The 21791-nt window shown below is 56.6% G+C and carries 32 protein-coding genes; 13 read left to right on the plus strand and 19 right to left on the minus strand.

Annotated features, from left to right (window positions below; translation table 11 throughout):
• Positions 1–44: 44 nt before the first annotated feature.
• Complete coding sequence (locus MLD04_RS01200; RefSeq protein ID WP_248153950.1) at positions 45–983, minus strand: NAD-dependent epimerase/dehydratase family protein; 939 nt, start codon at positions 981–983, stop codon at positions 45–47.
• A gap of 212 nt (positions 984–1195) precedes the next feature.
• Here MLD04_RS01200 and MLD04_RS01205 point away from each other — a divergent pair, with 212 nt between their 5' ends.
• Together MLD04_RS01205 and MLD04_RS01210 are read left to right on the plus strand one after the other, a co-directional pair.
• Positions 1196–1765, plus strand: coding sequence for an NnrU family protein (locus MLD04_RS01205; RefSeq protein WP_248153953.1), 570 nt, complete (start codon positions 1196–1198; stop codon positions 1763–1765).
• Positions 1766–1840: 75 nt separating this feature from the next.
• Positions 1841–2818: a 5'-nucleotidase gene (locus tag MLD04_RS01210; RefSeq protein ID WP_248153956.1), complete on the plus strand. Its 978-nt coding sequence runs from the start codon at positions 1841–1843 to the stop codon at positions 2816–2818.
• 21 nt (positions 2819–2839) lie between these two features.
• Here MLD04_RS01210 and MLD04_RS01215 read toward each other — a convergent pair whose 3' ends face one another.
• Positions 2840–3013: an RSP_7527 family protein gene (locus tag MLD04_RS01215; RefSeq protein ID WP_248153959.1), complete on the minus strand. Its 174-nt coding sequence runs from the start codon at positions 3011–3013 to the stop codon at positions 2840–2842.
• 135 nt (positions 3014–3148) lie between these two features.
• On the opposite strand from MLD04_RS01215, the gene gcvA reads away from it, so the two are divergent.
• Both gcvA and MLD04_RS01225 read left to right on the plus strand, forming a co-directional pair.
• Entirely contained in the window at positions 3149–4018 is an 870-nt protein-coding gene (gene gcvA, locus MLD04_RS01220) for a transcriptional regulator GcvA (protein ID WP_248153961.1), read from the plus strand.
• Between the two features lie 40 nt (positions 4019–4058).
• Complete coding sequence (locus MLD04_RS01225) at positions 4059–4388, plus strand: thioredoxin family protein (RefSeq protein ID WP_248153964.1); 330 nt, start codon at positions 4059–4061, stop codon at positions 4386–4388.
• A gap of 42 nt (positions 4389–4430) precedes the next feature.
• Here MLD04_RS01225 and MLD04_RS01230 read toward each other — a convergent pair whose 3' ends face one another.
• Both MLD04_RS01230 and MLD04_RS01235 read right to left on the minus strand, forming a co-directional pair.
• A complete protein-coding gene (locus tag MLD04_RS01230; RefSeq protein WP_248153967.1) occupies positions 4431–4874 on the minus strand; it encodes a DUF3010 family protein in 444 nt (147 codons plus the stop codon).
• A gap of 29 nt (positions 4875–4903) precedes the next feature.
• Positions 4904–5248 carry a PBPRA1643 family SWIM/SEC-C metal-binding motif protein gene (locus MLD04_RS01235; protein ID WP_248153970.1) on the minus strand — a complete coding sequence of 115 codons (345 nt, stop codon included), beginning with the start codon at positions 5246–5248 and terminating at the stop codon, positions 4904–4906.
• A 124-nt stretch (positions 5249–5372) separates the two neighbouring features.
• On the opposite strand from MLD04_RS01235, the gene MLD04_RS01240 reads away from it, so the two are divergent.
• The 3 genes from MLD04_RS01240 to MLD04_RS01250 all read left to right on the plus strand — a co-directional run bounded on the left by MLD04_RS01240 (position 5373) and on the right by MLD04_RS01250 (position 6799).
• Positions 5373–6014 carry a DUF1294 domain-containing protein gene (locus MLD04_RS01240; RefSeq protein WP_248153972.1) on the plus strand — a complete coding sequence of 214 codons (642 nt, stop codon included), beginning with the start codon at positions 5373–5375 and terminating at the stop codon, positions 6012–6014.
• A gap of 103 nt (positions 6015–6117) precedes the next feature.
• Positions 6118–6471, plus strand: a complete 354-nt coding sequence (locus tag MLD04_RS01245; protein ID WP_248153974.1) for a type II toxin-antitoxin system RelE/ParE family toxin — start codon at positions 6118–6120, stop codon at positions 6469–6471.
• A gap of 16 nt (positions 6472–6487) precedes the next feature.
• Positions 6488–6799, plus strand: a complete 312-nt coding sequence (locus MLD04_RS01250; protein ID WP_248153977.1) for a helix-turn-helix domain-containing protein — start codon at positions 6488–6490, stop codon at positions 6797–6799.
• Between the two features lie 62 nt (positions 6800–6861).
• Here MLD04_RS01250 and MLD04_RS01255 read toward each other — a convergent pair whose 3' ends face one another.
• The 5 genes from MLD04_RS01255 to MLD04_RS01275 all read right to left on the minus strand — a co-directional run bounded on the left by MLD04_RS01255 (position 6862) and on the right by MLD04_RS01275 (position 9591).
• The gene (locus tag MLD04_RS01255; protein WP_248153979.1) at positions 6862–7362 is read right to left on the minus strand and encodes a hypothetical protein; all 501 of its coding nucleotides are present in this window, start codon (positions 7360–7362) and stop codon (positions 6862–6864) included.
• Position 7363: 1 nt separating this feature from the next.
• Positions 7364–7684 carry a hypothetical protein gene (locus MLD04_RS01260; RefSeq protein WP_248153981.1) on the minus strand — a complete coding sequence of 107 codons (321 nt, stop codon included), beginning with the start codon at positions 7682–7684 and terminating at the stop codon, positions 7364–7366.
• 124 nt (positions 7685–7808) lie between these two features.
• Positions 7809–8300, minus strand: coding sequence for an MOSC domain-containing protein (locus tag MLD04_RS01265; RefSeq protein WP_248153983.1), 492 nt, complete (start codon positions 8298–8300; stop codon positions 7809–7811).
• Positions 8293–8838, minus strand: a complete 546-nt coding sequence (locus MLD04_RS01270; RefSeq protein ID WP_248153985.1) for a nucleoside 2-deoxyribosyltransferase — start codon at positions 8836–8838, stop codon at positions 8293–8295. Before MLD04_RS01270 ends, MLD04_RS01265 begins: the two co-directional genes overlap by 8 nt.
• Before the next feature lie 3 nt (positions 8839–8841).
• A complete protein-coding gene (locus tag MLD04_RS01275) occupies positions 8842–9591 on the minus strand; it encodes an SDR family NAD(P)-dependent oxidoreductase (protein ID WP_248153987.1) in 750 nt (249 codons plus the stop codon).
• 182 nt (positions 9592–9773) lie between these two features.
• On the opposite strand from MLD04_RS01275, the gene radD reads away from it, so the two are divergent.
• Positions 9774–11537 (plus strand): DNA repair helicase RadD, encoded by a 1764-nt coding sequence (gene radD, locus MLD04_RS01280; RefSeq protein ID WP_248153989.1) that lies wholly within the window; start codon positions 9774–9776, stop codon positions 11535–11537.
• A 30-nt stretch (positions 11538–11567) separates the two neighbouring features.
• On the plus strand, positions 11568–11957 hold the full coding sequence (locus tag MLD04_RS01285) for a hypothetical protein (protein ID WP_248153991.1): 390 nt from the start codon (positions 11568–11570) through the stop codon (positions 11955–11957).
• Positions 11958–11991: 34 nt separating this feature from the next.
• Here the strand turns inward: MLD04_RS01285 and MLD04_RS01290 are convergent, their stop codons facing one another.
• The 3 genes from MLD04_RS01290 to MLD04_RS01300 form a co-directional block, all read right to left on the minus strand.
• The gene (locus MLD04_RS01290; RefSeq protein ID WP_248153993.1) at positions 11992–12594 is read right to left on the minus strand and encodes a DUF938 domain-containing protein; all 603 of its coding nucleotides are present in this window, start codon (positions 12592–12594) and stop codon (positions 11992–11994) included.
• Positions 12595–12732: 138 nt separating this feature from the next.
• Positions 12733–13347: a PEGA domain-containing protein gene (locus tag MLD04_RS01295; RefSeq protein WP_248153995.1), complete on the minus strand. Its 615-nt coding sequence runs from the start codon at positions 13345–13347 to the stop codon at positions 12733–12735.
• 36 nt (positions 13348–13383) lie between these two features.
• Positions 13384–13935, minus strand: coding sequence for a hypothetical protein (locus MLD04_RS01300; protein ID WP_248153997.1), 552 nt, complete (start codon positions 13933–13935; stop codon positions 13384–13386).
• A gap of 250 nt (positions 13936–14185) precedes the next feature.
• On the opposite strand from MLD04_RS01300, the gene MLD04_RS01305 reads away from it, so the two are divergent.
• On the plus strand, positions 14186–14665 hold the full coding sequence (locus MLD04_RS01305) for an FKBP-type peptidyl-prolyl cis-trans isomerase (RefSeq protein WP_248153999.1): 480 nt from the start codon (positions 14186–14188) through the stop codon (positions 14663–14665).
• Positions 14666–14696: 31 nt separating this feature from the next.
• Here MLD04_RS01305 and MLD04_RS01310 read toward each other — a convergent pair whose 3' ends face one another.
• Positions 14697–15137, minus strand: coding sequence for a universal stress protein (locus MLD04_RS01310; RefSeq protein ID WP_248154001.1), 441 nt, complete (start codon positions 15135–15137; stop codon positions 14697–14699).
• Between the two features lie 50 nt (positions 15138–15187).
• Positions 15188–16180 carry an MBL fold metallo-hydrolase gene (locus MLD04_RS01315; RefSeq protein ID WP_248154003.1) on the minus strand — a complete coding sequence of 331 codons (993 nt, stop codon included), beginning with the start codon at positions 16178–16180 and terminating at the stop codon, positions 15188–15190.
• Between the two features lie 111 nt (positions 16181–16291).
• Here MLD04_RS01315 and MLD04_RS01320 point away from each other — a divergent pair, with 111 nt between their 5' ends.
• Positions 16292–17353: a GGDEF domain-containing protein gene (locus tag MLD04_RS01320; RefSeq protein WP_248154005.1), complete on the plus strand. Its 1062-nt coding sequence runs from the start codon at positions 16292–16294 to the stop codon at positions 17351–17353.
• 60 nt (positions 17354–17413) lie between these two features.
• Here the strand turns inward: MLD04_RS01320 and MLD04_RS01325 are convergent, their stop codons facing one another.
• From MLD04_RS01325 to MLD04_RS01335, 3 genes are all read right to left on the minus strand, one after another.
• Positions 17414–18361: a GGDEF domain-containing protein gene (locus MLD04_RS01325; RefSeq protein ID WP_248154008.1), complete on the minus strand. Its 948-nt coding sequence runs from the start codon at positions 18359–18361 to the stop codon at positions 17414–17416.
• 109 nt (positions 18362–18470) lie between these two features.
• Positions 18471–18923, minus strand: coding sequence for an MgtC/SapB family protein (locus MLD04_RS01330; RefSeq protein WP_248154011.1), 453 nt, complete (start codon positions 18921–18923; stop codon positions 18471–18473).
• A gap of 47 nt (positions 18924–18970) precedes the next feature.
• Positions 18971–19156: a hypothetical protein gene (locus MLD04_RS01335; protein WP_248154014.1), complete on the minus strand. Its 186-nt coding sequence runs from the start codon at positions 19154–19156 to the stop codon at positions 18971–18973.
• A 207-nt stretch (positions 19157–19363) separates the two neighbouring features.
• Here MLD04_RS01335 and MLD04_RS01340 point away from each other — a divergent pair, with 207 nt between their 5' ends.
• Entirely contained in the window at positions 19364–19654 is a 291-nt protein-coding gene (locus MLD04_RS01340; protein ID WP_248154017.1) for a type VI secretion system PAAR protein, read from the plus strand.
• Positions 19629–20042 (plus strand): hypothetical protein, encoded by a 414-nt coding sequence (locus tag MLD04_RS01345; RefSeq protein ID WP_248154019.1) that lies wholly within the window; start codon positions 19629–19631, stop codon positions 20040–20042. Before MLD04_RS01340 ends, MLD04_RS01345 begins: the two co-directional genes overlap by 26 nt.
• A 140-nt stretch (positions 20043–20182) precedes the next feature.
• On the opposite strand, the gene MLD04_RS01350 is transcribed toward MLD04_RS01345, so the two are convergent.
• Complete coding sequence (locus MLD04_RS01350; protein ID WP_248154022.1) at positions 20183–20680, minus strand: DUF2780 domain-containing protein; 498 nt, start codon at positions 20678–20680, stop codon at positions 20183–20185.
• Between the two features lie 153 nt (positions 20681–20833).
• A complete protein-coding gene (locus tag MLD04_RS01355) occupies positions 20834–21727 on the minus strand; it encodes a patatin-like phospholipase family protein (RefSeq protein ID WP_008939221.1) in 894 nt (297 codons plus the stop codon).
• Between the last annotated feature and the right edge of the window lie 64 nt (positions 21728–21791).

The raw sequence follows: 21791 nt of genomic DNA on the forward strand, positions 1-21791 counted from the left end.
CACTCATTGCCAATGTCACCTGATTGCAGTTTGAATTCCGTCCTTTAGGTCCGTGGGGCGGCCGGCTCCTCTCCCACCACCGTCAAACCTTCACGGAAGGTTGTTACGCGAAACTCCGGAAAGCGCTTTTTGAATTTGTCAGACACGAAAATGTTGTCCACCTGGTAGCGAGGCAACAGTTCCGCCGCATCCCGGACTTGCTGATTCAGTAAACCGGCCAACTTCAGCTGCCAGCGCTTGAGTATCTTGTATTGGCTGTCGGTATGGAAGATCTCACTCGCCAGCTGAATAAACTGTCGGTAGGTCAGGCGCTGGTCATCGCAGGGCAGATGCCAGGTTTGTCCATAGGCGTCGGGCGTATTGCCCAACAGCGCCATGGCCCGGCTGGCGTCCGGCGTGTAGATCAGGCTTCGTAGCGTATCGTCGCGAAGAAAGACGGTAGGTTTCTTGCCGGCTTTCAGCTTGTTGAGGATCGTCGCGTTGGTGATGCTTTGGGTTTTTCCGGGGCCGTAGAACTCCGGGGCGCGGCAGATCACGGCATTGACTCGACCCTCGTCCATTGCCTGGATCAGTTCTCTGACGATGGCCGCGCGCACTTTGCCTTTATCCCCATTGGGGTGAAACGGCGTCTCTTCGGTCTGCGGCGTAGCCGTTTGCGGATACATGTAGGTATTATCAAAAAACACGAGCTTGGCGTTGTAACTCTCACAGGCATTGAGGATGTTGCGCATCAGGATCGGCCATTGCTCAACCCAGAGCTGGGTGTCCATTGGCAAACCCACGGTCACGTAGACAATGCTCGAGCCTTCAACCGCCCGCAAGGCGTCATCGGCATTCAGCAGGTCGGCGCTGATCAGTTGGTCGGTGTCGTTCACTTTCTGCGGCTGTCGACTGACCAGCCGTATGTCACTGGTAAAGTCGCGTTTCAGGCTGCGCGCCAGTTCCCGCCCGATCTGCCCGCTGGCACCGAGGATGGTTTGCATAGGTTTGGCTCCCAGGGTTGCTCAGGAGCAGTGTATACGGGGGGGATGATTATCCCAACCGTACGACAACCGGTATTCGTCGATCCGTCCGGAAAATAAATCTGTCCCGGTATTCAGATGGGGGCACTCCTTTGGCACAGTGTGCTTTTGCACAACCGTCTTTCTTCGTCGGGTCGCGGCCCGATCAATCAGGTAACAGGGAGTTCTGGCAAATGACCACACTGATCGCTGGTCTGATTCTGTTTCTCGGCGTCCATTCGCTTTCTATTGTTAACGAGCCACTGCGTGATCGCCTGAACGCAGCCATGGGGGAGTGGGTCTTCAAGGGGCTGTATTCTCTGGTCTCCCTGGCGGGACTTTTGTTGATTATCTGGGGCTACGAAGCCGCCCGTATGGATCCCACCGTGATCTATACGTCGCCGGGTTGGCTCAGGCATCTGGCCATGCTTTTGCTGGTGCCGGTTTTTCCGTTGCTGCTCGCTACCTATTTTCCGGGCAGGATCAAGGCCAGGCTCGGGCATCCAACGCTGGTGGCGGTCAAGCTCTGGGCGGTTGCTCACCTGTTGGTCAACGGCATGCTGCAAGACCTGCTGTTGTTCGGCGCGTTCCTGGCATGGGCCGTGGTCGACAGGATTTCCATGAAGCGCAGAAGCCAGCGCCAGATTCCGACACTGCCGGCCAGCAAGGCAAACGATGCCATTGCTGTTGTGGGCGGTCTGGCTTTGTATGTCGTCATGGTACTCTGGGCGCACCAGTGGCTCTTTGGGGTGGCCCCTATCTGATTGGGTGAGGAAACCGTGACAGCTTTACTGTCACCAAAGATCGCGCACAGCTGATAACACCTGTAAGGACTGCCCATGGCCTACGATTTATCGGATACCCTGGTGGTTGGCATCACAGCAACGGCATTGTTCGACTTGAGCGAGGCGGATTCGGTATTTCGCAGCAAGTTTGAATCCAATCGTGAAGAGGCCATCGAAGAGTACCGTGAATACATGGCGGCCCGTGAGTCAGATGGGCTAAAGCCTGGCACAGGGTTCTACCTGGTGAAGGCCCTTCTCTCTCTGAACCAGTTTCAGTCCGGCGACAAGGCTCCTCTGGTGGAAGTGGTGGTGATGTCCCGCAACAGCCCCGAAACCGGGGTGCGAGTGTTTCATAACATTCGCGAGTACGGCCTTGATATCACACGATCTGCGTTCACCGGTGGTGAGTCCGTGGTGGACTATCTGGACGCTTACGATGTGGATCTGTTCCTGACCACTAACACCAAAGATGCGCAGCGGGTGATTGATAGCGATAGCTGCGCCGTGGCGCTGGTGAAGGAACCGCCCGCCAATATGGAAACCATTCCCGATGGCCAGGTGCGAATCGCCTTCGATGGCGATGCGGTGCTGTTCAGCGATGAGAGTGAAATTGTGTTCAAGGCCGAGGGCCTGAAAGGATTTCATTCGACTGAGGATAGAGAGCAGGACAATCCCCTGAACGACGGGCCTTATGCAACGCTGCTTCGGAAGTTGTCGCGTTTGCAGGATCGGCTTCCTCACAAGGTCGACTTTTCACCCGTACGTGTGGCCATCATCACCGCAAGAAACAGCCCGGCTGAGATGCGGGTAATCAAAACCCTGCGGCATTGGGGGGTGTATGTGGATGAGATTTTTTTCCTGGGCGGGCTGGATAAATCGAAAATCATCAAGGCGTTCAAAGCGCACATCTTCTTCGATGATCAGGATGTGCATCTGGAGCCCGCTGCCAGATATACGCCCGCAGGGAAGGTGCCTTATAGGTCCGGGTCGCCTTTGAAGGATTCTGAGAAGAGCTGGAAAACGGAAAAATAGATCCGTCCCGGTCTCCTCAAATCAATGGCTCGTGGAAAGTTTCGGCAGCTTCACGTGGAAGAGGGACTTGATTTTGGCTTTGAGTGACACTGCCATCTGCGCGATGTGCTCGCTTCGTTCCTGCGCCGCTAGCTTTTTGTAGTAAGCAATGTCGATAGTGCCGTGTTCATTCAGTTTCGGTGCTTGATAATCCATGGTGCTGTGTCCTGGTTCGATAAGTGAGTATCTTTTACAAGGCTTATGGTAATGAGTGCGAGCCTCTTGAAAAAGCGATCCTTTCTCATCAGACTGATGAATTAATCTCACCAGTCGAGCCAGGTCATGCGCCACATGCCACCCCTGAATGCGCTTCGGGTATTTGAATCAGCCGCAAGACACCGCAGCTTTGCCGCAGCCGGCAAGGAACTTTTCGTGACGTCATCCGCGGTCAGTCATCAGGTGAAGACACTTGAAGAATATTTAGGGCTTTCACTGTTTGATCGAAGCAGGCGAACGGTGACGTTGACCGCTGAAGGCGAGCAATACCTCTCATCTGTCAGGCATGCGTTCGATGAGATTGAAATGGCCACCCAACGACTGACCGCGAACCAGGAATCCAACGTGGTCAAGATCAGTGTTGCCCCCAATTTCCTGACCCGTTGGCTGATGCCACGCATGGCTCGATTCCAGGCCCTGTACCCGGATATTGAGCTGGAAATTAACGCGTCCATGGGACTGCTGGATTTCGACCGCACCAGTACCGATATGGCGGTCTATTTCGGGAATGGTGAATGGGACGATATTGAAGTGCATTTCCTGCGCAAAGTTATGCTGGTTCCGGTGTGTAGCCCACAGTTACTGGACGGTGAGTTGCCGCTGGAAAAGCCTGAAGACCTGGCCAAACACACTCTGATCTATGTCAGCAAACGGAAGTGGGAGTGGGAGAACTGGCTGCAACAATCAGGCGTGGATTTTATATCCGCCCGGGGCAGCCTGCAGATGTCCAGCGGGCAACTCGCCACGGCGGCGGCCCAGGAGGGCCTGGGAGTAGCGCTGGCTGATAGCACCCTGACGTCCCGTGAGATTAAATCGGGGAAGTTGGTGGTGCCTTTCGACATCCAGTTGGATACGAATCGGGCCTTCTATCTGGTCTACCGCAAGCAACGTCCGCTGACCGTCGGAATGAAAGCCTTCAAAGAGTGGCTGATGAGCGAAATGTAGGGAGCTCTCGGTCAACAATCCTACCCATCAGGATGTAACGATGATCAACATTTGCTCGGAAGAGGCCTTGTCGGAACTGCTTGAGGCAAACCCGTCGGTTCTGGTGCTCTTCGGTGGGCCGCACTGCGGCGTTTGCCAGGCCATCAAGCCGCAACTGGAAAAGCTCGCGAACGACGAGTTCCCGAAACTGGTGACGGCCTACATTGATTGCCAGGAAGCTGCCACGCCGGTGTGTGCGGCTCGCGGTATCTTTTCTCTGCCGGTGGTCCAGTTGTGGTTTGATGGGCAGCGATTCGCGGAATTTGTAAGGGTGTTTTCCATGGGTGAGGTACGCTCGGCCCTGGAGCGGCCTTACCAGCTCATGATGTGAGCGCAGTAACGAGGTGGAACCCGTGCGATCGGTATAAGGCCTTTAAGGAGCAGCATCACCCTGAAACTGCCCGACATAGGCGGCGATGAAGGCGGTTTCCTGAAACGCCTTCAACCCCGTCTCGGCAAACGCAATGGGCAGCGGGTTGGATGCCAGGGTGGACTTGATCAGCGCCGGGGGCAGCAGGGTCACCGTCAATTCAGTGCCGGTGATCAGTTGAATGGCCGCTTCCATTTTGAAGCTGATGGCGCCGCCGGCAAATTTGCCTTTTGGCATCCGCTCTTTGATCGCGACACGGGTGACCCCGTACTCGGCCATCAAGTCCGCAAAGGCCGCCTGGAACCGCTTCAGATCGTCACGGCTATGATTTTTCGGCAGTGACAGTTTGCGCACCTTGCACTCCGGCAGGTTGAACTGCCCCATGTCCCTATTCAGAAAACACACCACCGCATCGCTGCCAGTGAGCTCAACTCCGCAAACCATCATAGCCATTTCCCTCTATACCCCGGCTGTCCTCAGCCGCAGCATTTCTTGAATTTGGTGCCACTGCCGCAAGGGCAGACGTCGTTGCGGGAGGGCGATTTTGCCGTGGTGACTGTCCCTCCCTTGTTCAGGAGAGCGGTGAGCTCGTTGATGGATTCAACCGCGCCCTCGCGGGTATCCACCGAAATGTTCGCGTGCAGTTTCGCCTGGGCCACCTGAGCCTCAACCTCCTGCTTGCGTGCTTCACTGGTAACCACCAGAGTCAGCGGATACTTCCTGCTGCCACTCTTTTTGCTGGCATTGGTCTGGAAGCCGCCGTAAGCGGTGTGATGCTGCCGTGCATCCTGCCGGCCCTTGTAGAAAAATTTATCTGACATGCTGACATCCTGATGGGGCGAATGCCCGGGTAACTGCTGGGAGACACCTTTTAGCACGCTTGGGCAAACGGCGATATAGGCAGATATAATTTTCTGCTTGAACTCGCAGAACAGGGGAAGTGCATTGAATCAGAAAGGGACTCTAGCCACATGGAATGACGCCAAAGGGTTTGGTTTCATTACTCCGGAGGGCGGTGGTGAACGGGTGTTTGCCCATATCAGCGGTTATACGGGCCGGGGCCGGCCGGTTGCCAGTCGCAAGGTGACCTACAGCCTGACGAAAGACAGCCAGGGTCGGCCGAGGGCAGGGCAGTTCCAATATGTGGGCGCGGCGAAGGTTGGTGCCAGTGTGGCTCCGGGTTTCTGGTCCACCGCAGTTGTTGTGTTGGTGTTTTTCACCATTCTGGCCGGCTTGTTCCAGCAGGGCTATATGCCGGTTTCGATCCCGGCGGCCTATGTTGGGGTGAGTGTGGTCTTGTTCGTGATGTACTGGATTGATAAGCGGGCGGCGCAGCGGGGTGCCCAACGCATCGCTGAGAACACGCTGCACCTGTTTGAGGTTTGCTGTGGCTGGCCCGGCGCGCTTCTCGCTCAGCAGGCGTTCCGGCACAAGACTCGGAAGGGTAGCTATCGGTTCGTTTTCTGGCTGGCGGTTCTAACAAACCTGGGCGCTCTGGGGTGGCTGCTGGTGGCTCCGGAGGCGATGAGTTGGCGGCAACAATTGGGCTTTGATTTGTCGAAGTCGTTGCGGCCGCTTATCTGGTAGATGAGGGCGCCAATTAGATCCCTGCCCGTTTTTCCAATCCTCGTAGACAGATTGTCGTGATGTACCTATTTAGGTACACTTCAGGCTTCAAGGAAGGGATTGCATGACAAGGAAGATCGTACGAGTCGTATTTTATCGAACGGCCAATGGCCGCGAGCCGGTGAAGGAGTGGCTTCTTAGTCTCAGCAAGGATGATCGATCGCTGGTTGGGAAAGATCTGAAAACTGTGGAATACGGTTGGCCTTTGGGCATGCCTCTGGTCAGGGGCTTTTCTGGGAAAGCCAATTCAGACCTATGGGAAGTTCGAAGCGATCTCCCGGACGGTCGGATTGCACGGGTAATTTTTACTATGTTTTGCGGCGACATGGTCTTGCTGAATGGCTTTATCAAGAAGACGCAAAAGACACCGGATCAAGAATTGAAGAAGGCAAGAGATCGAAAGAAAGATCTTGTCTGATCGGGGAGCAAAGACAATGACACAGCATAGACACATCGGCAGCTCTCTCGATGATCTGCTGGAATCTGACGGCACGTTGGAGCAGGCAGAAGCGGAGGCCCTGAAGCGTGTGATCGTCTGGCAAGTTCAGCAGGCGATGAAACACAGCGGCGTGAACAAAACGCAGTTGGCGAAACGAATGCACACCAGCCGGACTGTGGTTAACCGTCTGCTTGATGAGAAGGATACTGGTGTGACAATTACCACGCTTGTAAAAGCCGGTCGGGTATTGGGAATCACATGGACCCTGGAGTCCGATGGGAATAGCGGCTCTCCGCGGGCGGCGTGAAAGCGGGAGTGATTTACTGAAAACGGGACAGGCCTATTGTCCGTCCCGTTTACTGCGTCGTATTAACTACCAGCTACCATTTGTCGGAAACCATCGGAATCAAGAAAGTCAGATTCGAGTTTAATCAGGTTGCCGTCCTTCGACTGAAAGAAGACGAACGAAGAATCCTGCGCCGACATAAAGTAGTAATACACTCTATTCGCGATTTTCCAGGTGCCCGCGTCGGCACCTTGAACAAACACGCTTCTGAACGACTCGATGCTGGCCTGATCACAACCGTAGATTTCTTTCTCCGATAGCGTAGCCTCGAAAAACTCAGCCCGCCCGCAGCCACCCGTTTCGAGTGTGTTTTCGGTGCTGAAACTGATGTATCTCTTGCCGATGGCATCTGAATATTTAATTAAAAGAATGTCGTTGTTTGCACCAATCGACCCGACGATGAGGGGGGAGCCAGGTACCCGAAACTTCATGCCAGCATAGGCGGCTGTGATGTTTTGAGCTGTCTGAGCACATGCGGAGAGAGAGATAAAGGCTAAAGCCATTAAAAGAGCGGGTTTCTTCATATCACAATCCTTGTTTTGCCATTTCCATTTGGGTTCGAAAATTGATCGCAACACGGTTTCGGCAGGTTTCGTATATCTGCGTGTCGCCAGAGGCAATCCGTTTTCCAATCTTTGCGACTTGTTTAATGATGTATTTGCCGCCTGGACGGCCTGAGACGGGACGAGGGACTAAATCCATTGCTGCTGAGCAGCTTTGAGCCTCTTCCAGTGCCTCGTAGGCGATGGTAGCCATACCTTGGTTGACGGATTCAGGTGAGGTCGTTCCATCGCCCCAGAAATAGTTTATGACTGCGGATATATGTTCGCGTTGATCAGATTCCATTTTTCCATTCCCTGTAAACATGGCCCTTCCTGGGCAAGGAAACTGAAGATACAGCGCAGGGGTAGTTCACGACAAGGGTGGTCGGCGAAACGACGAACCTACTGCGCTTGCCGGATCTCCTGGCTCACAACAAAGCCTGAACCGTATCACCAAGAGCCAGCTCACCCCCTTCAACCACTCGCGTCGTAATGCCGCCATGCCCCCGCATGGCGTTGTATCCACCTGGCCCAAGTGCGGTCTCCATCTTGCTGCAGGGGTGGCACAGGCCCGTGTATTCCAGTACCACACCACCAATCCGGAATCGTTTGCCTTTCAGGGCCAGCAGGTTCAGGCCGGAGACGACGATGTTGCGCCGGAAAACGTCAGGTTCTTTGGCGTTCCGGCCCAGGCAGGAGGCAATGGCGTGCAGGTGTTCTTGCTGGATCAGGGTCACCTGTCGTTTGCTGGTGTCGCGGCCCTTGAACCGATCACCTTCCAGGCCTTTGCCCGGGGTGACGGTCACCTTCTCGAGCGTCTGCATCGGTTCACCCCGCGCCGGGCGGATTCCGAGCCATTCCACGCGCCCGCATTGGGGAAGTTTGTCCAGCAGGGTTTGAAGAGGAGTTGATTCAGGCATTGGCAAGCGCTCGCACACAGAGGCGGAACAGCTCCGCCGAGAAAAACCGGTGTTCGCCGAGTCCCTTGGCCACGAATATCTGCCCACCGGATTCGCGGATGCCGCCTTCGATCATCAGGTTGTCGCTCATCTCGAAGTGTTCGATGGCGTGGCCCAGTTCATCCAGATCGGTTTCGCCGGCGCGTTTCCGATAGGGCCGGCTGTCCAGGGTGAACCCGAAGGCAGTCTTGCCCTGGCCGATCATGTAGCCGATTTCGAAGACGGTGCCGGGGTCGGCGCTGATACCGCGAAAGGGGGTGAGGTTGGCGATGATCGCGTGGCAACTGTCCATCAGTTCGCGGTTGGCCTGGTAGATCCGGTGGCCACGTTCTGGTCTGGGCAGGTCCACTGGAAACTCAAGCGCCGTATCCAGCGGGTCGACGCCTTCAAACCCGGCTTCCCGGAGCAGGCGTTTTTTCTCGGCCACGATGGCCTGGTGTTCACCGGCCGGGAAGAAGGCTTCCGGGCCGGCGAGGTAGACGCGTTTGGGGTGTGCCATGGCTCAGGACAGAACCTGGCCGCCATCCACCACCAGCGTCTGGCCGGTGATCCACCGGGCCAGATCGGAGGCCAGGAACAACGCCACGTCGGCGACTTCCTCCGGCGTGCCCAGGCGCCCGAAGGGAATCCCACTACGGATAGTCTCGTAAAGATCCGGGTTGTGCTGACGGGCCTGGTCCCAGACGCCGCCCGGAAACTCGATCGAGCCCGGGGCGATGCCGTTAACACGGACTTTATGCGGGGCCATGGACGCCGCCAGACTGCCGGTATAGTGGGCGACGGCGGCCTTGATGGCCGCGTAGGGAGCGGTGCGTGTCGAGGCATGCAGGGCGGCGATGGAGGCAATGTTGATGATCGTGCCCCCGCTTTCCTTCAGCGCTGACAGGCAGGTGTGGCCGGCGCGAACCGTGCCCATCAGGTCCACCTCAACGCTGCTCAGCCAGCCTTCTTCGTTGTCCTCACGCCCAAACGCCGAGGCGCAGTTGACCAGCACGTCCAGGCCTCCCAGCTCGCTCATGGCGTTCTGCAGGTAGGTTTCCAGCGAGGCCTTGTCGCCGATATCACAGGGGGCCACATGCAGGGTCAGCCCCTCGCCTGCACCTTCTTGTGCCAGTGCGTCCAGGGACGCCTGCCCGCGTGCGCATACGGAAACCATGGCCCCGGCCCGGGCAAACCCCAACGCGATGGCCCGGCCAATCCCCTTGCTGCCGCCAGCGACGATGACGCGCCGGCCGTTGAAATCAAACGACATTGCATGCTCCTTTTTTTGTTCGGTTAAATCTGGCCAGTGGCTCGAGTCTGCAGCTACTGTAACGCTAAACGCGGAGCTGCACGATCTATAGGTTGATGGAATGTCGCGAGCATTGAGAAGGTTTCAGCCACATTTGCTAGTATCTCCGCCTCTTCATCCCGCAAGAGATCAAGCCCTGGAACATGAATGCTCCTTTCAAGCTGCGGCCCTACCAGCAGGAAGCGGTGGACGCCACGCTGAACCACTTCAGGAAGTCCGACGAGTCGGCCGTCATCGTGCTGCCAACCGGCGCGGGCAAGAGTCTGGTGATTGCCGAGCTGGCCCGCCTTGCCCGCCGCAGGATTCTGGTGCTGACCCACGTGAAAGAGCTGGTGGAGCAGAATCACGCCAAGTACGAGAGCTATGGGCTGGAAGGCGGTATTTTCTCCGCCGGACTGAAGCGAAAGGAGAACCGGCATCAGGTGACTTTCGCCAGCGTGCAGTCCGTAGCCGCGAATCTGGATCAGTTCCGGGATGAATACTCGCTGGTGATCATCGATGAGTGCCATCGGGTCAGCGGTGAGGAAACCAGTCAGTATCAACGGATCATCGAACTGCTGCGGCAACAGAACGAGTCCCTGAAAGTGCTCGGGCTCACCGCCACACCCTACCGTCTGGCCATGGGCTGGATCTATCGCTATCACTACCGGGGTTTTGTTCGCGGTGGTGATGAACAGCAGGACAAGCCTTTTCAGCATTGCATCTACGAACTGCCCCTGAGCTACATGATCAATCGGGGCTACCTCACCAAGCCCGAGCTGGTGAACGCGGCGGTGGCGCAATACGATTTCTCCGCGTTGCCTAGGGATCGTTTTGGCGAATACGCCGAGAGGGACGTCAACGAGCTGCTGGGCAAGCATAAGCGGGTCACCCGGGCCATCATTGAGCAGGTGATGGAGCTGGCGGCCGAGCGCCAGGGCGTAATGATCTTTGCGGCCACGGTGGATCATGCGCGGGAGATCACCGGCTATCTGCCGGAACACGAGACTGCCCTGGTGACCGGCGCGACCGATCTGAGGGAGCGGGCGTCGCTGATCCAGCGCTTCAAACAGCGGCAATTGAAGTATCTGGTGAATGTGTCCGTGCTCACCACCGGCTTTGATGCACCCCATGTAGACTTTATCGCCATTCTCCGGCCCACCCAGTCGGTCAGCCTGTATCAGCAGATTGTGGGCCGCGGGCTTCGGTTGGACGAGGGCAAGCAGGATTGCCTGGTGATCGATTACGCGGGCAATCACGTGAACCTGCATCATCCGGAGGTGGGCGAGCCGAAACCGAATCCGGACAGTGAGCCGGTGCAGGTGTTCTGCCCGGGCTGTGGCTTTGCCAATATCTTCTGGGGCAAGACGGACAGCGACGGCCGGGTAATCGAGCACTACGGGCGTCGGTGCCAGGGGTTGCTGGAGCCTGTCGAAGGAGAGGCAGCGCGCGCCCAACAGTGCGATTACCGTTTCCGGTTCAAGGAATGCCCGCACTGCGGCGGCGAGAACGATATAGCGGCTCGCAACTGCGGCCAGTGCCACAACGCCATCATCGATCCGGACGATCAGTTACGGGACGCGCTGAAGCTCAAGGATGCCATGGTGATCCGTTGCGCCGGGATCTCGTTGGGTGTGGATGGCAGCAAACTGAAGATCACCTATCACGGTGAAGACGGGGAAGAACTCCGCGAGTCGTTTGATTTCAGCAAGCCGGCACAGCGCACCGTATTCAGCAAATTGTTCGGGCGTCGTTTCGCCAGTGGCCAGGCCCCGAAAACCTTCAACAAGGCGGATGAGGTGCTGGAGTTGCAGGCCTTGTTGCCGGCACCGGATTTCGTGATTGCCCGCAAGCAAAAGCATTACTGGCAGGTGCAGGAGCGGATGTTTGATTATCGGGGCAACTATCGGAAGGCGAATGAAGCGTAATAATACCCAACCATCCATTCAGGCTTTTTCATGATGAAATCAATCGCGCTGGCGACACTGTTGGTCGTCCTTCTGGGGTTTCTCGGTGTTCAGTATTACATTACGTCCGTTCCTGATCTTGACGCTCCCGTCACCGTGGGTGAGGTGCGGGACGTGAAGTCTGAAAAAACGCTTGTAGTTACCCTGGTGGACAGGGAAGGGCAGCGATTTACCGTCGGCCTTCGGGGCGATACCGCCAAGCCGGAGGAAGCCGCGCTGTTCTATATCCGGAATCCGGATGTCATTCCCTATGTGTTCTGGCCGAGCCTTCGAAGCAATGATGAAAAGCGGGTTCTCGAATTACTGGAGGACGTGATCGAATCGGGCGCATCAGTCCCCGCTGTCCGCAGCATCTACTCGGTCTTGAAGGAACGCAACTGACGCTCGGGATCTATATCGCGATGCCTCAATAATTTCAGGGGCTTGTCCGGAACACCAGCAGCTGGTTGTTGGCGGGCATGGGATGGTTTTCCGCAAGTGCCATCCCCACCGATTCCGCCAGTGCCTGGAGGTCGACCAGGTCCCGGATGCCCATGTGGGCTGCCTGGGATCTCAGATGCTGGTCAAAACGCTGGTTGCTGTCACTCGAATATTCGCCCTGGTTGTTGAACGGGCCGTACAGGCAGAAAGCGCCGTCTTCTGGCAGGCGCTCACCTATGCCATGGAACATCTGTTCGACCTCGTGCCAGGCCATGATATGGGTGGTATTGGCGGAGAATGCCCATCGGAAAGTGTCGACCGGCCATTGGGCATCGCTGACGTCCAGCTCAACCACCGGCAGGATGTTGGGCAGTGCGGCCTGTTCCAGCCGTGCACAGCATAAATGAGCAGACTCCGGGTGATCGCTCGGTTGCCACTGCAGGTGGGGCATGGCCCTTGCGAAATGCACGGCGTGCTGCCCTGTGAGCGTTCCTATTTCCAGCACCGTACCCGGTGCATTGAAGATGGCCTGTAGCTTCTCAAGGATCGGGGCCTTGTTGTTCTCGCAGGCCTGGGAGTAGGGCAGGTCGTGGGTCATCGGGTTCGTTCCTTCAACGCGGAGCGAGAATGACGGTCGCGGAGAGCGGAGGAGTTCCCGAGTGGCGAAAAGCCATATGGCAGAGTGACGACGTCACCTACGCATATGACTTTGCCTTTTCTTTCGGAGCAATGATCCTTATTGCACGTTGTAGACCTCAATAATGGTCTTGGCCAACTCAAGATCATTGTCCTCCGCGAGCGCAAGCTGGTTCAGAGCTCGGATCGTAGTGTCTTTCTCCGAGGCTTTGATATCCAGTAACTGAATGACAGAGTCTACCTTTTCACCACCGCCACTTGCGAGCTGGTGACGAAACTCTCCGCTGAACGCGATAATGATTTCCTTGATCTGTCGTGGCTTGGAAGTCGAGATTCCGGATGGGGTGTCCGGCTTCAGGGTGACAAAGTACTGGTCCGGGGAAAATTCATGAATGGCACCGGAAACTCCATCTGTGGTGGAGCCCAGCAGGCCTCCTAATACAATGTTGCCGAAGAACCATGGGTTGGTTGTGGTCGACAACTGAGCCGTATAGGTCTTGTAGCCTTCCTTTTCAAACGTGATGGATTGATTGGAACCGCGGTCGACCGGCACGGTGAGTGGCGTTTTACCGAGCACACGGCCGGAAACGGTGACCGTTGCTTCTTCGGGCTCACTGTTGAACGTAAGTTTCTGGTCGGTGCCGGAGACGATTGATGCGCAACCGCTTGAGAGTAGCGCGATAGCGGCCAGAACGAGAGATAGGGGATAGTTCATGATGCTTCCTTGTCTTGAAGTGGTCTTCCAGAGAAATTATTGATTCAGGGAGATGTCGCCGGGCTGGATCTTTAATTCCGAGAGTTTCTCAAGCAGGTTTTGGATATTGGCTTTTCCAGAGCCCTCGTTGGCCAGTCGCAGGCGCTTGATGGCGACAAAGGCATCGCCGACAGTGGCGGTATACGGGGCAACAATGGTTTCGTTCAGGACGACCGCGCCATTATTTTTGCGGTCGGTCAGGATGTACTTCACGTGTGTGGTAACTTTAAAGTCCAGCCCAAACATCGGTTGGTCTACTTCCAGCAGGAGCGCCTCAAGCTGATATCGTCCACTACCGGACAGGAGTCCTTGTTTCCTCAGGCTTTGTTTAAGAGCGCCAGCGAAGGCGTCATTGTCGATCTCGGAGGTCCATGCAGGATTAGTGTCCTCGCCTCCCGAGACGTTGGCCACATTCACGTTGCTTTGTAGGGCGGTGTCGTAGGCCTTCACTGGCCCCTCGTATACCATGTTGCCCATTTTCGCGCCGGACGCGCAGCCAGAGAGATAGAGTACAGCGGCCAGTACTGCCAAAATCCTTGCGTTTCGCACAGAAGATTCCTTCTTACTTATGTGATTATTTTGGGTATTTCCGAAAATGAACGAAAGTTCACGTCGGCGCGGTATGGTAGCTGAGCATCGTTGAGCGTGCTATGAACTAGAGTGTTCGTCTGCGTAAAATTTCGTGAAATTCTTAAAAACCGGGGAAGAAGCTGATATCGGGTGAAATCCCGGGGAGGGCACTGAAGTTAACGCTGCCGCTGGCTATAATGGCTTACTTCGAATCGTCGCAGAGAACCTTATGCCAATCGAAAAGAATCAGGTAGTCCTTTTCCACTACAGTGTCCGTGATGAACAGGGCGACGTTGTTGAAACCTCCCGCGGTGGCGAGCCGAACGCCTACCTGCATGGCCACGGCGGTGTGATCCGGGGCCTGGAAGAAGCCCTGGAAGGTCGCGATGCGGGCGATACGTTCAGTGTTACCATCACTCCGGACAAAGGCTATGGCCCGCGCAAGCCCGATGCCATCCAGCGGGTGCCGATCAAGCACTTGATGGGGGCCAAACGGTGGAAGCCGGGGATGATCGCCCAGGTGCAGACCGAACAGGGCCCTCGACATGTGCTGGTGGCCAAGGTTGGCCACAAGTTTGCCGACGTCGACACAAACCACCCCATGGCCGGCAGAACCCTGACCTTTGATATCGAGGTCATCGAAGTCCGCGCCGCGGATCCGGAGGAGATTGCGCACGGCCACGCCCATGGGCCCGGTGGGCACCACTGAGACGTTACTGTTTGCCCAGCCCTGGACGCGGTTAATCGCTGACGACGGTCACCGGTCCGGTCGCATGTCTGACGACTTTCTCACTGATACTGCCCAGGGTCAGTCGCTCCACGACTGAGTGACCGCGCCTGCCCAGCACCAGATGGGTGTCCGGGTTGGCTTCCAGGTATTCAATGATTTTGTGAGCAGGCTCACCCTGCAGCAGAATCTCTTCCGCGACACTGGCATCACCGCCGATGGCTTGTTTGGCGGTGTCGAACACCTTGCGGGCGTATTCCTGTTCTTCCTGGTCAAGATCGGACGACCAGGTACCGCGGACAATCATCCTCTCCAGCTTGGTGTGCGGGAATACGGTGAGTAGTTTGAGCTGGCGGCCGGTGGCACGCGCAAGTTCGGCGGCCATCTTCGCTGCCTGGGAAGAATGCTCTGAGCCGTCGCAGGCGGCCACGATGACTGGATTAGCGTTGGCCATGATACATACCTCTTCTTCTGGGAATGTTCTCTCAATGTAGACCGCTCTGATCACGATGGCGACCAAACTTCCCCGTGCTGCATCACCCGGAATTCCGACTCGCTGATGCCTTGCCTCTCCAGCGCCATTTTCAGTCGCCGGGGCGGCTCGTCCATGGGTTCATCGGTGAGCACGAACGTGCCCCAGTGCATGGCGACAGACTGCCGGGCACCAATGTCCTGGTGAATCCTGACCGACTCTTCCGGTGCCACGTGCACCGGAGCCATGAACCAGCGTGGGTCGTAGGCGCCGATCGGTAGTAGTGCCAGATCGATGGGCGCGAACAGCTCACCGATCTCACGAAACACCTTTCCATAGCCGGTATCTCCGCCGAAATAGAACCGGAAGCCGTCCATCTCCAGCAGCCAGCTGCACCAGAGTGATGTATTGGTGTCGGTCGGGGTGCGTCCGCTGAAATGCTGGGTGGGCAGGCAGAACACTTCGTTCTCGGTGGAAAGGGGCGTCGATTGCCACCAGTCGAGTTCCACGAGGTTGTGGATGCCGCGTTTTTCGAACCAGGATCGCAGGCCCATGGGCACGCAGAAGCACAGACTGTCCCGGAAACGCCGGTGCAGCTGACGCACTGTTGGTTCGTCGAGATGGTCGTAGTGGTTGTGGGAAATCAGTACCAGATGGATCGGAGGCATGTCCGCCACCGTCAGTGCAGGCGGCGTGTAGCGTTTCGGCCCGACCAGCCGGAAGGGGCTGGCGCGCTCCGACAGCACGGGGTCGGTCAGCACGTTCAGGCCCCGATACTGAAACAGGAATGAGGCATGTCCCAGCCAGGTCAGTTGCGGTTTGTCAGGCGGGTCCATCAGCAAGTGACCATCCGGACGCAGCAGCGTGTACCGTTTGCCCTCCGGAAAACGTCGGCCGGGGGCCAGTTGCCAGCGCAGGAAATCCCCAAGGCCATGGCGCGGCACGGGGTCGAGGTTTCGGTATCTGCCCCGGTGAAAATGGCGCTCGGCAGCCAGGACTGCCAGGCGTTCACGGTTGATAGTCATGACTCTTGTGCACCTTTCCCGCTGAGAATTGACAGTTGTTTGCAGATTTTTTTTCGCAACATGACGTAGTTCACAGTAATCTTGTTTGTCTTCCAAGGAATCCTGCAGTCTATGGACAGTCTGAACCTTTCTGTGGCTTATGAGCCCGCTCGACAGCGCAGGCCTCAATTCTGGCGCCTGGCCATGCGATGTGCCCAGATTGCCGGGACGGTCGACGTTGCATTCTTTGCCCTGTTTCTCGCCCTCGGGTCGCCCATTCTGGCTTGGGTGAACGTGGTCAGTGTGGCCATGTATGCAGGCGCTTACTACGCGCTGAAATCCCACAATAACAAAGTTGCCGTCGTCCTGATCTGGACAGAGGTTCTCACCCATGCAGCGCTGGGGATTATCCTGATTGGCTGGGAGAGTGGATTCCACTATTACCTGCTGATGTTCATTCCGGCCATTTGTGTGTCTGCAGGGCGCCGGTGGGCGATCTACGCGCTCTTGGCTCTCTGGGGCTATTACGTGGCGCTGGATGCTCTGATGTGGTTTATCGAACCCCTGCAGCCCATTCCCGAATCCGCCCTGCACATTGTTCACCTCTTTAACCTGAGTGTGGTTTTCGCCATGTTCAGCTATCTGGCCTCCTACTATCTGCGGATGGTGGTGTCTGCACAGCAAAAGCTTCGGGACATGGCGACGACCGATCCTCTGACGGGACTCTTTAACCGTCGCCACATGACCTACCTCGCGCAAAACGAGCTGGCCCGGTTCCAGCGCAATGGCCATCCGGTTGGCTTTCTCCTGCTGGATATCGACCATTTCAAGTCGATCAACGATCAATATGGTCACGAGGCTGGCGACAGGGTGCTGGTTGTCGTTGCGGATGCCATACGAGACGCGTTGAGAGCCCAGGATCTCGTCGGGCGATGGGGCGGAGAGGAGTTTCTGGCGATTCTCCCGGAAACCGATGCCGAAAAGGCGCGGGCAAGCGCCGAGCGGATCCGCACGGCATTTCTTGCAAAGGACTGGAAGGAAATGACCGGCATCCCGCTGGACGTCACCATCAGTATTGGCGTCAGTGAACTTGGGGCCGATGATGATCTGAGTTCCGCGGTCAGCCGCGCCGATACGGCACTGTACCGGAGCAAGAGCAGCGGCCGGAATCGGGTGGAGCTGGAGACTGCCTGATGTCGCTCGAAGTCGGCGACTTCTGGTACCAACCGGATACTCCTGAGCTATTTTGGCCCGTCAGGCTATCAGGGGGCTGTCGATAGCAGAATCCTGAGCAATCACACAATTGCGTCCCGCCGCCTTGCCCGCATAAAGGAGCTTGTCGGCTCGCTTCATGAGCGAGTCATACGATGTGTCGGTTGAGGTGAAGGACGCTACCCCCACGGTAATGGTGGCGTGAAAGGTGACGTCTCCCGAACTGAATTCCATGTTTTCAATCCGCTTTCGGATGCGTTCGGCGAACGCGACCGCATTGTTCAGCTGGGTGTTGGGTAAGATGATCGCAAACTCTTCACCGCCAATACGGCAGGCGACATCCAGTGCGCGAAGTTCCCTTTGAATCATCGTTGCGGTATCGATCAGTACGGTGTCACCACCGGCATGGCCGTACTGATCATTGATGGTTTTGAAATGATCAAAATCGAACATCATGACGGATGTGGGAAGGCCCGAACGAAGGGCGTCAGAATGATGCGCTTCTAACTGGGCCACGAAGTATCGCCGGTTGAAAAAGCCTGTCATGCCGTCCGTCAGAGATTCCCGCGTCAGTCTTTCCTCCAGCGCTCTCTGGTAACTGACATCCCTGACAACGGCCATGGCGGCTTCGGCCCCATCCAGCACAATGGTGTTGATCATGATATCCACCGGGACTTCCGTGCCGTCTGCACGCAAGCCGGAGAACCGCTTTTCAACTCCCATCGGCCGGGAGTGGGGTGCCCGAAAATACCCCTCGACACTTTGACTGTGGGAATTCCGGTTAGGCACGGGGATGAGGAGCGTCAAGTCTGAGCCGTTCAGGGCCTCCACCGGGTGGCCAAACATGACCGCGGCAACCGTATTCACCAGTACGATTCTGTGTTCCTGATTAACGATAACGATCGCATCGGGAAGGGACTCAATGAACGGCAGCAGATCGCTGGACGTCGTGATGAGTTTATTGGCTGGCTTGTGGGTGAGGACGGTCACAGGAGTAGGGGAAATCAAATGTTGAACATTTATTCACCCAATATACCTGTTAGGGGCTCAAATACCACTAAACTGCGAAAAACAGGCTGGATTGGCCCTATTTGAGGCCTCACTCCTCAATCACTTCCCGCTCAAACCGGCCAAGAATCACCACGATAATGAGGGCAAGGACGGTCACCATGCTTGCCAGGGCCAGCGTCCCGACACCGCAGGCCACGCCAATTGCGCCGGCGATCCAGATGGAAGCACCCGTGGTGATGCCCTGGACATTACCCCTGCTTTGAATGATGCAACCAGCACCCAGGAACCCGATGCCACCAATGATGCCCTGTACGATGCGCGAGGGATCAATGCGGGCCGAGGGATCGCCCTGGGCGGTTGCCATCAGGATGTGCAGGCCGATCAGGGTAAATGTGGCGGCGCCCACCGAGACCAGCATATGAGAGCGCAGTCCCGCTGGCTTGCCACGAAGTTCTCGCTCCAGCCCCAGCACCAGGGCAAGGCCGGCCGCCATCAGCAGGCGGACCATCATGTCCATGGCAGGAATTTCGCTTTCGAACATGCATCACCTGTGACAGAAACTGGGTAGAGTCAGGCCGGTAGACCTTCTCAGTGCCTGGGATTGGTGTTGTCCCTTGAGGATTCGTCCTCGGAGGCGTTGTCATCGGAGGTGAGGTAGAAATCCTTGTCCTCGTAGGTCTTCACATCCGGGTCTTCAATGGCGTTCTTGCGACGGCCCTTGTAGAGCCAGAAGGCCACAACCGCGCCAATGATGATCACAAAGATCCACTTCATGTTCGTTCCTCCGTAAGGTGCTATGTCCTCTATTCAGAACTCTGTGGGGCGATCCGTCAATGTTTATCGAAAAAGCAGAGCACCTGGGTCAAAGGTTGGTTGCGCCGTCTCTTCACGGTAACATCGTCGGTTCCATCACCCGGGCGCGGATCGCCCTCAAAACGGTGATGTCGTTTCATGGATGGCTGCTAACGCAAAGGATGCGATATGAGCAAAGCGATGGTTCTGGTCGGAGACCTGGGCTCTGATCACGACGGTTTTCCCCCCACGCCGGTCATTGCCGGTTCCCCCGATGTTCTGATTGACGGCAGGCCCGCTGCCCGCGTTGGGGATCCGCTGGCCCCCCATTCCAAACCGAAACACCCACCACACCCCCGCACAATCGCTGGTGGATCCCGCACCGTGATGATCAATGGCAAGCCGGCGACGATAACCGGAGGGGCTATTTCCTGCGGTGGGGTAATGATGGGGAGTGGCAGCGTTGTTGTTGGCGATTAGCATCGGTCTAAGCCACTTCCAAATCAGCGCAGCATTTGTCGGAGCGGGTGCGATTGGTTTGGGTCTAATTTCGCTGACAGCGATGATTACCTTCGCCTTTTCAAGAGTGGCGATGATCGAGAAGAAGATCTCGCACAGTGATTCTGCTGCGCTTCACCACAGTAAGGTCTGGGGTAATGATCCCCTGGGAAGATTGATGAGGAGCAGCTATGTTTTTACGTTTCTTGTGCTTCGATCCCTACCATCCAGCCGGCTCAAACGTTCCGCCGAGCAAATTGGCGACATATCTGCTCGGTTACCGGTGAACTTGACTCTATGGGCGATTTTGCCGCCTTTGATGATGTACGGTTGTTTTGTTGTCCTTCTGATTGTAAGCCTGTTTTTGTAAGTGGCTCTGCGGTCTGCGGACAATTCCACGGGCCATGCGTCTTCATTGATCAGAGAAGTGCCGCAGCGAAACGCGCCTTCGCTGCTCGGGGCGATTACAGCGAGGACCCTCAGGGCCAGCAGTTATTGGGGCATTGGTGATCAACTGCTTGGCATCCAGAGGCTTTGCAACTGCCCGACCAGTGAAGAGCCCACCCCCTGGCTGCTCAGGAAGTTCAGGAGAATCGGGGCGAACTGCTGGATCATCCCGCTGTCCATGCCCAGCGCGGAGAAGGCTGATTGAACGCCATTCATCGACGAGATGCCGGGGATCAGGCTTTTACCCTGGCTTCCGTCGCCTCCCAACAGGCCAGCCAGTCCCGGGATTTTGCTGGTCAGGGCACTCATGCTGTCGGCGCCGAGCTGGTGTTTCGCCAGTTGCAGCAGGGCACTGGTACCGCCGGCAGCCTGTGTTTTTGTCACGTGAAGCTGATCCTGAAGCTGGCCGACCAAAAATCGTGCGTCACCGCTGACTTCGGTGGTAGGGGAGACTGCCCCGGTTTCTTTCGAGATCGTGTCGTTCAGAGTAAAGGCGTCAACGGTGGGTGAAAGCAGGTAAATGCTGGAAATCAGCAGGAATTGCTTGAGAATGGCGTTCATTCTGAGGTCCCTCAGGCGTGCGTTGATGATCGTAATCGATTATTTGGGGCGGTATCGGAATAAAAAAGTGTTGTTATCCGAGACAGGCGATGTGATGGCGCCAATCCACGGAGCCGGCCAGGCTGGAGGATTCGTGCTGGGGTTGGGGCAACGTTAACTTCGGTTCCGAAGGGTAAGAGCCTGATTTTTGAGACTTTTGATGATTTCCGGCACCTTGAACGGCAACAGGGTCGCGGTGGTTTTTAACAGGCTGATAAGGACATTCATTCGCTTGTACCAGAGCACGCGATGTATCTTCTTTTTCATCGGATGGTAACCTTCGAGGTAAAGGTCGTTCACACGGTCAGCGTTGTTGGTGAGGCTGTAACGGCTCAGATCCAGCGGCACCACGATGTCCGCGTTCTTCAGCTGCTTGCGGGTATTGAAATCGATACTGATGTTGATCGCGTTGCTGATCACGTCGAGCGTGTTTTCCGGCTTCGGGTACCGGGCGACATGGCTCAGATCCACGGCAATGGTAATGCCTGCGCCCATCTTTTCCAGGGGTGAAATCGGGACGTTTTCGACCAGCCCCCCATCGACCAGGGTCCGGCCGTCGATCTCAACCGGTACGAACAGGCCGGGCACTGCCATGGACGCACAAACGGCGTCTGCCAGACTGCCTTCGCGGAAAATCAGCTGCTCTCCGGTTTCAATATCCGTTGCACAAATGGCGAGTGGAATCTCCGCGTCCTCAATCCGACAGTCCCCCAGATCCCGCTGAATCATTTCCCGAATCACGTGGGTGCTGAACAGGCCTCCGCGCTCCAGGGTAAAGTTGATAATCCGGGACAGGTTCAGTGTGGAGCAGATGGACAGTATGGATTCTGCCGGGCGGCCGAAGGCGTAATAGCTGGCAATGAGCGCCCCCGCACTGGTACCCGAAATGCAATGAATGCGGATGCCTTCTTCCTCGAATGCCTTCAAGACGCCGATATGAGCAATGCCCCTGGCCGCACCGCCGCCCAGGGCCAGACCGATACGGGTGTTGAAGGGATTGAGTTTCATGGGTCAGTGCCTGTCGGTATCCGTGAGCATCGGGTATGCATTTCCTGTATTTCATCGTAATCTG

It is taken from the genome of Marinobacter koreensis (assembly GCF_023156285.1).
GTDB classification, from domain to species: domain Bacteria; phylum Pseudomonadota; class Gammaproteobacteria; order Pseudomonadales; family Oleiphilaceae; genus Marinobacter; species Marinobacter koreensis.

What these genes read in the sequence shown, in the direction of transcription:
- MLD04_RS01200 (WP_248153950.1), bottom strand. Translation starts at nt 983, where the DNA reads ATGCAAACCATCCTCGGTGCCAGCGGGCAGATCGGGCGGGAACTGGCG.
- MLD04_RS01205 (WP_248153953.1), top strand. Translation starts at nt 1,196, where the DNA reads ATGACCACACTGATCGCTGGTCTGATTCTGTTTCTCGGCGTCCATTCG.
- MLD04_RS01210 (WP_248153956.1), top strand. Translation starts at nt 1,841, where the DNA reads ATGGCCTACGATTTATCGGATACCCTGGTGGTTGGCATCACAGCAACG.
- MLD04_RS01215 (WP_248153959.1), bottom strand. Translation starts at nt 3,013, where the DNA reads ATGGATTATCAAGCACCGAAACTGAATGAACACGGCACTATCGACATT.
- gcvA (WP_248153961.1), top strand. Translation starts at nt 3,149, where the DNA reads ATGCCACCCCTGAATGCGCTTCGGGTATTTGAATCAGCCGCAAGACAC.
- MLD04_RS01225 (WP_248153964.1), top strand. Translation starts at nt 4,059, where the DNA reads ATGATCAACATTTGCTCGGAAGAGGCCTTGTCGGAACTGCTTGAGGCA.
- MLD04_RS01230 (WP_248153967.1), bottom strand. Translation starts at nt 4,874, where the DNA reads ATGATGGTTTGCGGAGTTGAGCTCACTGGCAGCGATGCGGTGGTGTGT.
- MLD04_RS01235 (WP_248153970.1), bottom strand. Translation starts at nt 5,248, where the DNA reads ATGTCAGATAAATTTTTCTACAAGGGCCGGCAGGATGCACGGCAGCAT.
- MLD04_RS01245 (WP_248153974.1), top strand. Translation starts at nt 6,118, where the DNA reads ATGACAAGGAAGATCGTACGAGTCGTATTTTATCGAACGGCCAATGGC.
- MLD04_RS01250 (WP_248153977.1), top strand. Translation starts at nt 6,488, where the DNA reads ATGACACAGCATAGACACATCGGCAGCTCTCTCGATGATCTGCTGGAA.
- MLD04_RS01255 (WP_248153979.1), bottom strand. Translation starts at nt 7,362, where the DNA reads ATGAAGAAACCCGCTCTTTTAATGGCTTTAGCCTTTATCTCTCTCTCC.
- MLD04_RS01260 (WP_248153981.1), bottom strand. Translation starts at nt 7,684, where the DNA reads ATGGAATCTGATCAACGCGAACATATATCCGCAGTCATAAACTATTTC.
- MLD04_RS01265 (WP_248153983.1), bottom strand. Translation starts at nt 8,300, where the DNA reads ATGCCTGAATCAACTCCTCTTCAAACCCTGCTGGACAAACTTCCCCAA.
- MLD04_RS01270 (WP_248153985.1), bottom strand. Translation starts at nt 8,838, where the DNA reads ATGGCACACCCCAAACGCGTCTACCTCGCCGGCCCGGAAGCCTTCTTC.
- MLD04_RS01275 (WP_248153987.1), bottom strand. Translation starts at nt 9,591, where the DNA reads ATGTCGTTTGATTTCAACGGCCGGCGCGTCATCGTCGCTGGCGGCAGC.
- radD (WP_248153989.1), top strand. Translation starts at nt 9,774, where the DNA reads ATGAATGCTCCTTTCAAGCTGCGGCCCTACCAGCAGGAAGCGGTGGAC.
- MLD04_RS01285 (WP_248153991.1), top strand. Translation starts at nt 11,568, where the DNA reads ATGATGAAATCAATCGCGCTGGCGACACTGTTGGTCGTCCTTCTGGGG.
- MLD04_RS01290 (WP_248153993.1), bottom strand. Translation starts at nt 12,594, where the DNA reads ATGACCCACGACCTGCCCTACTCCCAGGCCTGCGAGAACAACAAGGCC.
- MLD04_RS01295 (WP_248153995.1), bottom strand. Translation starts at nt 13,347, where the DNA reads ATGAACTATCCCCTATCTCTCGTTCTGGCCGCTATCGCGCTACTCTCA.
- MLD04_RS01305 (WP_248153999.1), top strand. Translation starts at nt 14,186, where the DNA reads ATGCCAATCGAAAAGAATCAGGTAGTCCTTTTCCACTACAGTGTCCGT.
- MLD04_RS01310 (WP_248154001.1), bottom strand. Translation starts at nt 15,137, where the DNA reads ATGGCCAACGCTAATCCAGTCATCGTGGCCGCCTGCGACGGCTCAGAG.
- MLD04_RS01315 (WP_248154003.1), bottom strand. Translation starts at nt 16,180, where the DNA reads ATGACTATCAACCGTGAACGCCTGGCAGTCCTGGCTGCCGAGCGCCAT.
- MLD04_RS01320 (WP_248154005.1), top strand. Translation starts at nt 16,292, where the DNA reads ATGGACAGTCTGAACCTTTCTGTGGCTTATGAGCCCGCTCGACAGCGC.
- MLD04_RS01330 (WP_248154011.1), bottom strand. Translation starts at nt 18,923, where the DNA reads ATGTTCGAAAGCGAAATTCCTGCCATGGACATGATGGTCCGCCTGCTG.
- MLD04_RS01335 (WP_248154014.1), bottom strand. Translation starts at nt 19,156, where the DNA reads ATGAAGTGGATCTTTGTGATCATCATTGGCGCGGTTGTGGCCTTCTGG.
- MLD04_RS01340 (WP_248154017.1), top strand. Translation starts at nt 19,364, where the DNA reads ATGAGCAAAGCGATGGTTCTGGTCGGAGACCTGGGCTCTGATCACGAC.
- MLD04_RS01350 (WP_248154022.1), bottom strand. Translation starts at nt 20,680, where the DNA reads ATGAACGCCATTCTCAAGCAATTCCTGCTGATTTCCAGCATTTACCTG.
- MLD04_RS01355 (WP_008939221.1), bottom strand. Translation starts at nt 21,727, where the DNA reads ATGAAACTCAATCCCTTCAACACCCGTATCGGTCTGGCCCTGGGCGGC.